The following is a 12404-nucleotide window of genomic DNA, read 5'->3' on the forward strand; positions in this document are numbered from 1 at the left end:
AGGGAGCCCCGCGCCGGACACCCCGGCCGACACCGCGGCGGCCACCGCGGCGGCGGCCGCGATCCCGGGTGCGGTGTGGTGGGTGACGACCGCCGACTCGACGACGGCGTCGAGGAGCCGCGGGCCGGCGTACGCGATGCCGACGGGCGCGACACGCATCGCGGCGCCGTTGGTGACGCCGTCGCGGCCGGCGATCTCGGGGGGCTCGCCGTCCGCGAGCCGGGTCAGGGCCCGGCGGGTGGAGGGGCCGAGCAGATCCAGCGACCCGCGCCGGATCATGTCCTGCTCCCACTCCTCCAGGACGGAGGCGAACACCCGGGGCGGGACCCGGCCGTCGTGGTCGAGCAGGATCCGGGCGAGCAGCAGCGCCTGCTCGGTGTCGTCGGTGACGGTGCCGGCGGGGAGCTTCGGGGCGATCGGCTGGTCGTCGGCGCCGTCGAGGAGCCGGTCGACGACGCCGTAGCGCTCCGCGATCGCGGACCGGGACAGCGACTGGGTGGGCATGCCGAGCGCGTCGCCGACGGCGAGGCCGAGCAGCGCGCCCAGTGCGCGGTCGTGCGGGTCGCTCACCGGGTCTGTCCGAACGCGAGGTGGAACCGGAAGCGCTGCGGGTCCAGCAGGCTGACGACGTGCTCGACGAGCCCGCCGCGGGCGTCGCGGGTGACCCGGACGGCGTGCAGGAACAGCTCGCCGGGCTCGCGTTCGAGGGTGACGGCGTCGGCCGTGTCGAGCGGGGCCACCGCGATCCACTGCTCCCCCGCGATGCCGAGCAGGCCCGCCGCGGCGAGGGTGGCGGTGATCGAGCCGTCGACGAGCCCGGTCTCCGGGAGCCGCGCGAGGTGACCGGTGGCGGGCAGCGAGGCGGTCTCCAGCGAGACCGGGACGGCCCCGGCGCGCCGCAGCCGGCGCACGGTGACCAGTGGCCCCTCGTACCCGGTGGGACCGGGGTCGCCGCCCGCGGTGATGCCGAGCAGCTCGGTGCCGACAGCCGCGCCGGACGCGGCGAAGGCCTGCGCCCAGCCGAGCCGCTGGTCCAGGGGCGACCCGTCGAAGGTGACGAACGAGCCGACGCCGGTCTCGGTGGTGATGAGGTCGCGCCGGGCGAGCTCGGCCAGCGCGCTGCGGACCGTGCCGCGGGAGACGGCGTAGGTGCGGGCGAGCTGGTTCTCCCCCGGGAGCTGCTCACCGTTCGGCAACCGGCCGGAGCGGATCCGCCCGGCGAGGTCCTCGACGAGGCGCGCCCTCTTGGAACGCCCACCCTGTTCAGACATGTACAAACATGTACAGCACGGGGCAGGCCGCGTCCACCCCCTCCACCGGCCCGCCGACACCGGTGATCCTTCTCCGTGGAGCCGGGAGTGCTCTCCGGGGACGTCGACACTCCCCGGAGAAGGACCATGTGGGCATCCGGCCCGCGGACACGACGAGGACCCACGTGCCGGCGCGGCACGCGGGTCCCGGTCGTACGGCCTCAGCCGGCGAGCAGCGCCCCCGCCCCGGGCACCCGTGGCTCCAGCCCGAGCCCGGTGAGGATGCGGTGCGTGGTCGCGGTGGCGGCGGACAGCACCGGTATGCCGGCCTCGTCCTGCACCGCCTCGATCGACGGCAGCGACGGCATCTGCACGCATGCGCTGAGCACCAGCGCGTCGGCGCCGGTCAGATCCAGCCTGCGCCAGTGCTCGCGCAGGTCGGCCGGATCGAGCCGGGCGACGGCGAGGTTGTCGGGAACCTGCAGCGACAGCGAGTCGACGACCTCGACCCCTGCGTCCTCGAGGTAGTCCACGACCGCCTTCGTCAGCGGCTCCATGTACGGGGTGATGATCGCGACCCGGGTCGCGCCGAGCGCGGCGATCCCCGACAGCAGCGCTCCGGCGCTGGAGACGACGGGGGCGTCGGAGCCCTCCGCCCGCAGTGCGGCGGTGATGTCGTCCTCGGCGGTGCAGTGGTAGCCGGGGCCCTGCGCCATGATCGCGACCAGGCAGGCCGTCGCGACGACGTCCGGCCGGGCGTCGGCCAGCTCGGCCGCGGCCCGCTGGGCCTGGGCGTTCATCGCGCGCAGCTGCTCGGGGGTCACGTGCTGCATCCGGGCCCGCGCCGCGTGGAAGACGAACCGGTCGTCGGGCAGCACGTCCTCCCGGGCGCGCAGCATCCGCGGGAGCTCGGTCTCCATCGTCAGGTTCGAGGACGGGACGATCATGCCGATGTGGTGGTCGCGCGTCATCGGCGCGCCACCGGCTTCATCTCCGGCACGGTCAGCTCTCCGGCGTCGACGATCAGCTCGTCGTCGAGGAACAGGGAGTTGCCGCGCATCGGGATGTCGAAGTGGCAGGCGGTGTCGTTCGGGCCGCCGAGCTCGTTGTTCGGGCCGATCGAGAACATGACGTTGCCGTAGAAGCTGCGCAGCTCCATGCCCATGCCGCCGCCGAACTGGGTCAGGCCGTGCCAGTGGGCGCGCTCGTCGAGACCCCAGCCGACGTGGCTCATGCCGTAGCCGCGCGGGTCGTCGAAGGACTCGATGTAGGAGCGGAGCAGGTCCGCGTCGAGACCGGAGGAGCCGGCGCCGCCGCGGATGTCGCGGATGAAGCCCTGCTCGATGGTGATCTCCACCGGGGTCTGCACGTAGGTGTTGAACGGCAGCAGCACGTCCCCGGGGGCGAGGACGATCTTCCCGTCGACGCCGTCGTCGGAGCCGCCGGTGAACACGAACGCCGCGGGCCAGTGGTCCCAGCGACCGGGGGTGTCGGTGTAGCCGTACTCGCTCAGCGTCGGGTACATGCCGAGCTGGTAGGTCACGTCGGTGCCGTGCGGGCTGGTGATCCGCATGGTCGAGGCCTTGGCCAGCAGCTCCGCGCCGGTCTCGACGCGTTCGCGCAGCTCGGTGGTCGGCATCAGCCGGGCCAGCAGCTCGGGCGGCTCGACCGCGGTGAGGATACGGGTGCCCGCGTCCTGGATCGCGAACTGCTCCTTGCTGAACAGCAGGAACGTGCAGTCCACGACCATGTCCGCGGCCTTGAGGGCGTCCACGGCCAGTGGGATGTTCCCCAGGCCGGAGTCGCCGACCGCCCAGGCGCCGCCCGCGCTCGCCGGCGACGGCAGCCGCATGTGGTAGCCGGTCGCGCCCAGCTTCTGGATCGCCCAGAGGAACGCGTCGGCGTACTCGGTCCGTTCCGCGCCCCGGGTGAGCACGACGACCGTCTCCCCCTCGTGCACGCCCGACAGCGTCAGCTGCTGCAGGCAGATGTCGTTGAACAGGTTCTGGTCCATCGCGCACCTCCGTGTCTCGTCCTATTAATCCGAGCACGTACTATCCGGATACGCAAGACCTTCGGACGAGCGGAAACGGCACCGTCACACGAGGCGGATCAGCCGGGGGCGCCGTCGCAGACGGACTTCAGCGACCGCCCGAGGGCGTTGCGGTGGACCTCGTCGAGCCCCTGCGCCTGCTCGACCGCGGCCTGGGCCAGGGTCGACGGGCACTCCTCGTTCGCCCGGGCCGGTCCGGTCAGCTTCAGGGCGGCCACGAGCTCGTCGCCGATCCGATCGAGCTGCGGCCGCACCCGGGCCAGCTCGGGCCGCTGCGCCGGACGCGTGTCGGGCCGGTCGGTCCACTGCCGGATCAGGTCGTTCTGCACCTGGGTGCTCGCCGCGATCTGGTCGGCGACGACCCGGGCCGTCCAGTCGGGGTCGACGCCGTCGCGGATCGCGTCCGCCCGCGCCTGCGCGACGACGGCCGCCTCCCGCGCCGGGTCGGTGACGGCCGCCCCGGTCCCGAACTTCGCCGCGGCGACCTGGTCGGAGACCTGGGCGCGCTGCGCGGACAGCTGCACGACCCGGATGAGCCCGTCGGCCGGGGACGCGCCGGGCGGCCCCTCGGTCAGCGGGAGGGGCTGGTCGCCGCACCCGGCCAGCAGGCCCAGGACCAGGAGCGCCCCGGCCAGTGCGGTACCGCGTGTGCCGATCACAGCGGCGAGCCTACGACCGCAACGGTCGCGCCCCACCGCCGCCTGCGGCGATGCTGGCGGGCGTGGACACCGCGGTCATCCTGGAAGTGGCGCTGAACGGCACGACGACGCGGGAGCGCAACCCGCACGTGCCCCGCACCCCGGCGGAGGTGGCCGAGCAGGCCGTCGACGTCCTGGACGCGGGCGCGGCGATCGTGCACCACCACAACGACGAGCCGATGTTCACCGTCGACGGGGTACACGCCGTCGAGCCGTACCTGGCGGCCTGGGACCCGGTCGTGGCCGCGCACCCCGACGCGCTGCTCTACCCGACGATGGCGGCCGGGGCCCGGGACATCCCGGTGACCCGGCGGTGGGCGCACGTCGAGGAGCTGGGCCGGCGCGGACACATGACACTGGTCGACCCCGGCTCGGTCAACGTCGGCCTGCTCGACGACGGCACCTGCCCGGACGCGGCGGCGCCGGAGCCGTACCAGAACTCCTTCGCCGACACCGAGTACATGTTCGCCCGCACCGCCGAGCTGGGCGCCGCCCCGAGCATCTCGATCTTCGAGCCGGGGTTCCTGCGCACCACGCTGACCCTGCACCGGCACGGGCGGGTCCCGCCGGGCGCGATCGTGAAGCTGTACTTCGCCGACCGGCTGCAGTTCGGGCTGCCGCCGACGCCCGCCGCACTGGAGGCCTACCTGGAGCTGCTGGAGCCCTCGGGCCTGCCGTGGTCGGTGGCCGTGCTGGGCGGTGACGTCGTCGCCTCCGGGCTGGCCGAGCTGGCGGTGCGCCGCGGCGGGCACCTGCGGGTCGGCCTGGAGGACTTCGACGACGGCCGGGGCACGGCGCCGTCCAACCGGGAGCTGCTCGACGGTGCACTGGGCGTGCTGGACCGGGTGGGCGCGACACCGGCCTCCCCCACGGCCGCCCGCGACATTCTCGGAATCCGGCCGCACGGGTGATCCTTTCGCCGTGACACACCACGGGGGTGCGTTTCCGGTCGACCCGGACACACACCCCCGCGGGGAATTCGGCGACGCCGGCCGTCAGCCGGTCCGCGGATTCCCGCGGCCGGCTCCGGCCGGCCCGGTCAGAACCAGGCCTTCCGCCCAGCCACCGGACGTCCGATCGCTCCGAGGATCAACAGGACCACACCGACGATCACCAGCAGACCGCCGATGTAGTAGAGGAGCTGGATGCCGGCGAAATACCCCACCAGCAACAGGATCAGACCAAGAATGATCATTTCGTGTCCCCTCCCAGGAATGTGAGGGGAAAGTACTCACATACGGGTTCCCGTGCAGTGCGGGAATCGATTCCGATGCGCGTGTCGTGACCTGCGGTGCGCCGGACGGTGCGCGGGCGTCGTCACACGACGGAACGGTTCGGCCCGGTGCCGGACCGGGAACACGGCCCTCGCACCCCAGCGCGAGGAGGAACGACATGAGCCGCACCGTGGCCGACCAGATGATCGAGCTGCTGCACCAGGCCGGCGTCGAACGCATCTACGGGCTGGTGGGTGACAGTCTCAACCCGATCGCGGACGCGATCCGCCGCGACGGCCGCATCCGGTGGGTGCACGTCCACAACGAGGAGGCCGCCGCGCTCGCGGCCGCGGCGGAGGCCCAGCTCACCGGGCGGCTCGCGGTCTGCGCCGGCAGCTGCGGCCCGGGCAACACGCACCTGATCCAGGGCCTGATGGACGCCCACCGCACCGGTGCGCCGGTGCTGGCGATCGCCTCGCACATCCCGTCGACCCAGATCGGCACCGGCTACTTCCAGGAGACGCACCCGGAGCGGCTGTTCACCGAGTGCTCGGCGTACTGCGAGCTGATCTCGCGGCCCGAGCAGATGCCCCGGATGCAGCGGATCGCCATGCAGACCGCGCTCGCCGAGTCCGACGTGGCGGTGCTGGTCCTGCCCGGCGACGTCAGCGCGCTCGACGCGCCGAACGACACCGGCACCTCGCACCTGGCCCCGCCCACCGGCGTCGTGCGGCCGTCGGAGGAGCAGGTGGCCGAGCTGGCCCGGCTCGTCGACGCCGCAGACACCGTGACGCTGTTCGTCGGCGCCGGGATCGAGCACGCCCGCGAGCAGGTGCTCGCCCTCGCCGAGAAGGTGAAGGCGCCGATCGGCCACTCGCTGCGCGGTAAGGAGTGGATCCAGTACGACAACGCCCACGACGTCGGCATGTCCGGGCTGCTCGGCTACGGCGCCTGCTACGAAGCGACCCACGAGGCCGACCTGCTGGTCCTGATCGGCACCGACTTCCCCTACGACTCGTTCCTGCCGCAGGCCCGCACCGTGCAGATCGACACCGACCCCGCGCGCCTCGGCCGGCGCACATTGCTGGAGCTGGGTGTGCACGGCGACGCCGCGTCCACCCTGGACGCGCTGCTGCCGCGGATCGCGGAGAAGACCGACCGCTCCTTCCTCGACCGGATGCTGCGCCGCCACGCCGAGGCGCTGGAGAAGGTGGTCGGCGCCTACACGCACAAGGTCTCCGACCTGCGCCCGATCCACCCCGAGCACGTCGCGGCGGTCCTCGACGAGGAGATGGCCGACGACGCGATCGCCACCGTCGACACCGGGATGTGCAACGTGTGGGCGGCGCGCTACCTGTCCCCCAACGGCCGGCGCCGGATCATCGGCTCCTACCGGCACGGGACGATGGCCAACGCCCTGCCGCACGCGATCGGCGCCCAGCTCGCCCACCCGGACCGGCAGGTGGTGTCGCTGTCCGGCGACGGCGGGCTGACCATGCTGCTCGGCGAGCTGCTGACCGCGGCCGAGCACGACCTGCCGCTGACCGTCGTCGCGTTCAACAACGGATCGCTGGGCATGATCCGGCTGGAGATGATGGTGGCGGGCTACCCGTCCTTCCAGACCGACCACGGCCCGGCGGACCTGGCCGGGATCGCCCGCGCCGCCGGCCTGTACGCCGAGGCCGTCGACGACCCGTCCGACGTGCGCGCGGCGCTGCGCCGGGCGCTGGACCACCGCGGTCCGGCGCTGGTCGACGTGCGCACCGACCCGAATGCGCTGTCCATCCCGCCGCACATCACCGCGGCGCAGGTCCGCGGGTTCGCACTCGCCGCGACCCGCACGGTGCTCGACGGCGGCGTCGGGAAGATGGTCGAGCTGGCGCGCAGCAACCTGCGGTCGATCCCCCGCCCCTGAGCAGGGCGCCTCAGCCGGCGCGGGCGGCGAGCCCGGGAGCCGAGACCGCGTGGTCCAGCGCGATCGCGGCGGCCCCCCGGAGCACGCCGTCCTCGCCGTGCGCGTCGTCGTGCACCGGCGGCGCGAGGGCGCGGCGGAAAGCCATCAGACCGTCGTCATAGGCGACGGCGAACGCCTCCGGCGCCGCGGCGCGCAGGGCGGGCCCGAGCCCGGCCAGCACGACGACCTCCGGGTCGTGCGCGTTGACCAGGCCGGCGACGCCGCGGGCCAGCGCCGCCGACGCGCTCGTCACCGCCGCCGACGGGCCGGGCTCACCGGCCGAGGCGCGGTCGAGCACGGTGCGTGCGTAGCTGTACGGAGCGTCCGGCTCGGGCTCGCCCAGCATCCGGGCGAGCGCCCGGCCGTCGACGCCGGTGGTCCAGCAGCCGCGGGCACCGCAGGCACAGCGGGCGGCCGGGTCACCGAAGGGCAGGTGCCCCAGCTCCCCCGCCGCGCCCCGGGCACCGGCCTGGGCACGCCCGTCGAGCAGCAGCGCGCCGCCGATGCCCACCTCGACGGTGAGGAACAACGCCGTGCCCGCACCGGCCGCGGCACCGTCGCGGACCTCGGCGACACCGGCCAGGTTCGCGTCGTTGCCGACCAGCACCGGCAGGCCCAGCCCGGCACCGATCCGGCGCACGTCCAGCGGACTCCAGCCCTGGCCGCCACCGGACTCGGCGAAATGCTCGTCGACCACGGTCGCGGCGACCCCGATCCCGACCGCCACCACCGGTCCGGGCGCCTGCGCGACCAGCTCGCCGACCACCCCGTCCAGCTCCGCCGCGACGGCGTCCGGGTCGCGACGGCGGTGCGGGCCCGACAGCAGCGTGGCCGGGACCCCGTCCAGCCCGGCGAGCCCCGCCCGCCAGCCCTCGAACCGCACGTCGACGGCGACGACCCCCGGCCCGTCCGGGTTGGGGGCGAGCGTCGTGGTCGGCCGCCCGCGCCCCCCGCAGGGCGCGCGCTCCTCGGTGACCCAGCCGAGGTCGCGCAGCCGGGCCGCGATCTCGGTGGCCGAGCCGCTGGCCAGGCGCAGCCGCCGCGCGAGCTCGACGCGGGTGAGGCCCGGTTCGCGGCGCACCGCGTCCAGGACCTCGGCGGTGGCGCGCCAGCGGTCGGTCTCGGCGCGCCCGGGCGCATCCGTGCCGGAACGTGAACCGGCCGACATCGACGTCATCCGGTTTGACACCTCCGGCCTCCCGAGATTTATCCTCGTGTCGCGATGAAAAAAGCCTCCACCTCGTCCCAGTCTCCCACCACCGGGCCCGCGCTCGCCGCGATGGCCCTCGGCGGCCTGGCCATCGGCACCACCGAGTTCGCCTCGATGGGTCTGCTGCCGGCCTTCGCCGCCGACCTCGGCGCCACCGTGCCGCAGGCCGGCACGGCCATCAGCGCCTACGCGCTCGGCGTCGTCGTCGGCGCGCCGGTGCTCGCCGTGCTCGGCGCGCGGTGGCCCCGCAAGCACCTCGTCCTGGCCCTGGCGGGCGCGCTGGCGGTGACCAACGTGGCGTCGGCGTTCGCCCCGACCTTCGGCACCTTCGTCGCCACCCGGTTCCTGGCCGGGCTGCCGCACGGCGCCTACTTCGGCACCGCATCGGTGCTCGCCGCCTCGCTGGTCCCCCGCGAGCGGCGGCCACGGGCGATCGCGACGGTGATGAGCGGGCTGATGATCGCCAACATCGTCGGCGTCCCGGGCGCGACCTGGCTCGGGCAGAACGCGGGCTGGCCCGCGGCCTACCTGACCGTCGGCGCCGTCGCGGCCCTCACGATGCTGGCCGTCTGGCGGCTGGTCCCCGACGTCCGCGACGAGCGCCGCGGCTCGGTGCTGGGTGAGCTGTCGGCGCTGCGCCGCGGCCAGGTCTGGATCACGATGGCGGTCATCGCGACCGGGTTCGGCGGCTCGTTCGCCGTGTACAGCTACATCACCCCGGTGCTCACCGAGGTGTCCGGGCTCGCCACCGCGGCCGTGCCGCTCGCGCTCGCCGTGTTCGGGGTCGGCATGACGCTCGGCAACCAGGTCGGCGGCCGGCTCGCCGAGACTGCGCCGGTCCGCACGATCGCCTCGGGGCTCGCCGCCGCCGCGGTGTCGATGACCCTGTTCGCGCTCACCGCGTCCTCGCCGGTGTTCGCGCTGGTCACGCTGTTCGCACTGGCGTTCACCACCACCGCGACCACACCGGCGCTGGCGACCCGGCTGATGGACGCCGGTCGCGAGGGTCCGACTCTGGGCGCGGCACTGCACCACGCCGCGTTCAACGTGTCCAACGCCCTCGGGGCCGCGCTGGGTGCCCTGGTGCTGGCCGCCGGATGGGGCTGGACCGCGCCCGCCGCGGTCGCGACCGTGCTGCCGCTGCTGGGGCTGGCCGCGTTGGGGGTTGCGGTTCGAATGGAGCGCTCCGAGCGGCGCGAGGAGCTCGCCCTGGCTGCCTGAGGACCGCCTGGTAGCTCACACAAGCGAGAGGTGTCGATCAGATCACCTCCGGGAAGCCTGCCCTCGAGTTGATCGTTGCGTAAGACAACGATCTCGTCGAGAGGAGCCCGGACATGTCCGCCGATCTGGACAGCGCCACCGCGCCGCGCCACGGCGCCGCCACGCAGAGCGGGGCCGCCCTGCACAGCGACGTCGAGGAGCTCCTCGACGCCCTCGCCGCCGACCGCGGCCGCGAGGCCGTGGTGCACCGCGACCGCAGGATCACCGCGGGCGAGCTCGTGGACTCCGTGCACCGGCTCGCCCACACCCTTGACGGCCGGGTCGAGTCGGGCCGGGTCGTGGCGCTGCTGGCCGGCAACACACCCGGGGCGGTCGTCGCGCGGCTCGCGGTGACGCTGCTCGGGGCGGGCATCGCCCAGCCGCACGAGGGCCTGTCCGCCGCCGCGCAGGCCCGCATCGTCGACGACGTCGAGGCGCCGCTCGTCCTCGCCGACGCCGACGCCGCGACGACCGCCGAGCCCGTCCTCGCGCTGGTCCCCGGCGTCGACGTGCTCTGGCTCGGCCCGCACGGCACCGACACCGACGTGACGGCCGAGGCCGCGACGGCGTCCACCGAGCCGGTCCGGGGCCGCGCCCGGCCGGACGCCATCGAGCAGATCCGGCACACCGGCGGCACCACCGGCCACCCGAAGGGCATCACCTACACCTTCGACCACCACCGTCGCGGTGCCGCGATGCGCCGCGGGGCAGGCGGGTTCGGCAGCGGCGACGCCGGCGCGCGGCTTCTCGTCGCCACCCCGGTCGCCCACGTGGGCGGGTCGCTCGCCGACCGTACCCTGGCCGACGGCGGGACCGTCGTTCTCCAGGACGGCTTCGAGGCGGGCGCCTTCCTCGCCGCGGTCGAGCGGGAGCGGATCACCCACACCTTCCTCCTGCCACCGCTGATCTACCGGCTGCTCGACCACCCCGACCTGGACCGGACCGACATGTCGTCGCTGCGGTCGCTGGTCTACGGCGGGGCGCCGGCCAACCCGCGGCGCATCGCCGAGGCGCTGCGCCGGATCGGCCCGGTGTTCACCCAGTTCTACGGCCAGACCGAGGCCGGCGGGATCAGCGTGCTCACCGCCGAGGAGCACCGGGACCCCGACCTGCTCGGCACCGTCGGGCGGCCGATCCCCACCACCACGATCGCGATCACCGACGCCGACGGCCGCCCCGTCGCCCCGGGCGGGCGCGGTGAGCTGTGGGTGCACACCGGCATGGAGATGGACGGCTACTGGAAGCAGCCGGAGCTGACCGCCGCCACCGTCGTCGACGGGTGGGTGCGGACCGGCGACGTCGCCCGCCAGGACGCCGACGGCTACCTGCACCTGCTCGACCGGGTCAAGGACATGATCGTCGTCGTGGGCGGGCACGTGTACACCTCCGAGCTGGAGGACCTGCTCATGGAGCACCCGGCCGTCCGGCACGCCGCGGTCTTCGGGGTGCCCGACGACGACGGCACCGAGACCGTGCACGCCGCCGTCGTCACCGACTCCCCGGCGCCGAGCCCGGACGAGCTGACCGGCCTCGTCGCCGACCGCGCCGGCGCGATGTACGTGCCGGACACCGTGCAGTTCGTCGAACGGATCCCGCTGACCGGGATCGGCAAGACCGACAAGAAGCGGCTGCGCGCCGAGCTCGTCGGTCAGCCGCGCTGACGGACCGCCTCGTAGAGCACCACGGCCGCGGCGATCGAGGCGTTGAGCGAGTTGACCCGCCCGCGCATCGGGATGACCACCGTGGCGTCGGCCCGGTCGAGCCAGGCGTCGGTCACCCCGGTGGCCTCGGTCCCGATGACCAGCGCGGTCGGCCCGGTCAGGTCGGTGCCGGCGAGCCCGGTCGTCCCGGCCGGGGTGGTGACGAGGGTGGCGATGCCGCGCCGGTCGAGCCAGTCGAGGACCTCGGTGGTGGACGCGGACGCGACCGGCACCGCGAACACCGTCCCCTTCGACGCCCGCACCACGTTGGGGTTGGCGAAGTCGGTGCCGCCGCGCTCCGGGGTCGCGATCACCACCGCGTCCACCCCGCACGCCTCGGCGGTCCGCAGCATCGCCCCGACGTTGCCGGGCTTCTCGACACCCTCGGCGACGAGCACGAGCGGGTCCGGGCCGAGGTCCAGCTCGTCGAGCGGGCGGCCGGGGGCCGGGGCGACGGCGAGCCAGCCGTCCGGGGACTCGCGGTAGGCGATCCGGGCGAACACCTCGCGGGTCACCGAGAACACCCGCGCCGACGGCATCCGGGCCAGCAGCGCGTCCGAGCGCACGAGGTCCGGCGCCCAGTACACCTCGGTCGGCTCCACGCCGGCGTCGAGCGCGAGCGCCAGCTCGTCGTGCCCCTCGATCACGGTGACGGCCGCGGCGTCGCGGTGGCGGCGGGTGCGCAACCGGACCAGGTTCTTGACACGCGGGTTGGCGGTACTGGTCAGGTCGGGCACCCGACGAGCCTAGGACGGCGGGGCGTCCGGGGACCGGCCGGGACCGGGTGCCCGGTCCGGATCTCCGGAGCGGACCGCGAGCCATCCGGCGGTGATCGCGGCCACGGCGGCGAGCACCGCCAGCGGGGCGGCGAGCGCCGTCGTCGCGACGAACGCGGTGGCCAGCCACGGCGTGGCGAACCCGGTGTAGGCGGCGGTGTAGAACAGCCCGTTCACCGCGCCCCGCCCGGACGCCGGCGCCAGCCGGCCGACGCGGGTGAGCCCGGCGTTGAGGCAGAGCCCGCCGCCCGCGCCGAACAGCACCCCGGCCACCGCGACGCCCGCGACG

12 protein-coding genes and 1 pseudogene are annotated in these 12404 nt (G+C 74.5%); 4 read left to right on the top strand and 9 right to left on the bottom strand.

Annotated features, from left to right (window positions below; translation table 11 throughout):
- From NH602_RS20475 to aroQ, 5 genes are all read right to left on the bottom strand, one after another.
- The coding region (locus tag NH602_RS20475; RefSeq protein ID WP_253068650.1) for an ADP-ribosylglycohydrolase family protein at window positions 1-570 on the bottom strand (570 nt) is incomplete at its 3' end.
- Window positions 567-1271, bottom strand: coding sequence for a GntR family transcriptional regulator (locus NH602_RS20480; RefSeq protein ID WP_179760925.1), 705 nt, complete (start codon window positions 1269-1271; stop codon window positions 567-569). The genes NH602_RS20475 and NH602_RS20480, both read right to left, overlap by 4 nt.
- Before the next feature lie 200 nt (window positions 1272-1471).
- Window positions 1472-2221, bottom strand: coding sequence for an aspartate/glutamate racemase family protein (locus NH602_RS20485; RefSeq protein WP_073576220.1), 750 nt, complete (start codon window positions 2219-2221; stop codon window positions 1472-1474).
- Window positions 2218-3264 carry a leucyl aminopeptidase gene (locus NH602_RS20490; protein ID WP_179760927.1) on the bottom strand — a complete coding sequence of 349 codons (1047 nt, stop codon included), beginning with the start codon at window positions 3262-3264 and terminating at the stop codon, window positions 2218-2220. Before NH602_RS20490 ends, NH602_RS20485 begins: the two co-directional genes overlap by 4 nt.
- Before the next feature lie 98 nt (window positions 3265-3362).
- Complete coding sequence (aroQ, locus tag NH602_RS20495) at window positions 3363-3962, bottom strand: gamma subclass chorismate mutase AroQ (protein ID WP_083658734.1); 600 nt, start codon at window positions 3960-3962, stop codon at window positions 3363-3365.
- A 62-nt stretch (window positions 3963-4024) separates the two neighbouring features.
- On the opposite strand from aroQ, the gene NH602_RS20500 reads away from it, so the two are divergent.
- The gene (locus tag NH602_RS20500) at window positions 4025-4912 is read left to right on the top strand and encodes a 3-keto-5-aminohexanoate cleavage protein (protein ID WP_253068651.1); all 888 of its coding nucleotides are present in this window, start codon (window positions 4025-4027) and stop codon (window positions 4910-4912) included.
- A 128-nt stretch (window positions 4913-5040) separates the two neighbouring features.
- On the opposite strand, the gene NH602_RS31455 is transcribed toward NH602_RS20500, so the two are convergent.
- Window positions 5041-5166 (bottom strand): hypothetical protein, encoded by a 126-nt coding sequence (locus NH602_RS31455; protein ID WP_256495297.1) that lies wholly within the window; start codon window positions 5164-5166, stop codon window positions 5041-5043.
- Between the two features lie 227 nt (window positions 5167-5393).
- Here NH602_RS31455 and NH602_RS20505 point away from each other — a divergent pair, with 227 nt between their 5' ends.
- Entirely contained in the window at window positions 5394-7130 is a 1737-nt protein-coding gene (locus tag NH602_RS20505) for a pyruvate dehydrogenase (RefSeq protein ID WP_073576223.1), read from the top strand.
- Between the two features lie 10 nt (window positions 7131-7140).
- Here the strand turns inward: NH602_RS20505 and NH602_RS20510 are convergent, their stop codons facing one another.
- Window positions 7141-8346: an ROK family transcriptional regulator gene (locus NH602_RS20510; RefSeq protein WP_253068652.1), complete on the bottom strand. Its 1206-nt coding sequence runs from the start codon at window positions 8344-8346 to the stop codon at window positions 7141-7143.
- 45 nt (window positions 8347-8391) lie between these two features.
- Here NH602_RS20510 and NH602_RS20515 point away from each other — a divergent pair, with 45 nt between their 5' ends.
- Both NH602_RS20515 and NH602_RS20520 read left to right on the top strand, forming a co-directional pair.
- On the top strand, window positions 8392-9600 hold the full coding sequence (locus NH602_RS20515; protein WP_253068653.1) for an MFS transporter: 1209 nt from the start codon (window positions 8392-8394) through the stop codon (window positions 9598-9600).
- A 113-nt stretch (window positions 9601-9713) separates the two neighbouring features.
- Complete coding sequence (locus NH602_RS20520; protein ID WP_253068654.1) at window positions 9714-11300, top strand: AMP-binding protein; 1587 nt, start codon at window positions 9714-9716, stop codon at window positions 11298-11300.
- Here NH602_RS20520 and NH602_RS20525 read toward each other — a convergent pair.
- Window positions 11288-12076 (bottom strand): RNA methyltransferase, encoded by a 789-nt coding sequence (locus NH602_RS20525; RefSeq protein WP_062400680.1) that lies wholly within the window; start codon window positions 12074-12076, stop codon window positions 11288-11290. The genes NH602_RS20520 and NH602_RS20525 overlap by 13 nt on opposite strands.
- Before the next feature lie 9 nt (window positions 12077-12085).
- Window positions 12086-12404: pseudogene (locus NH602_RS20530) on the bottom strand (hypothetical protein); the annotation flags it as partial.

It is taken from the genome of Pseudonocardia sp. McavD-2-B, assembly GCF_024124365.1.
GTDB lineage: Bacteria > Actinomycetota > Actinomycetes > Mycobacteriales > Pseudonocardiaceae > Pseudonocardia > Pseudonocardia alni.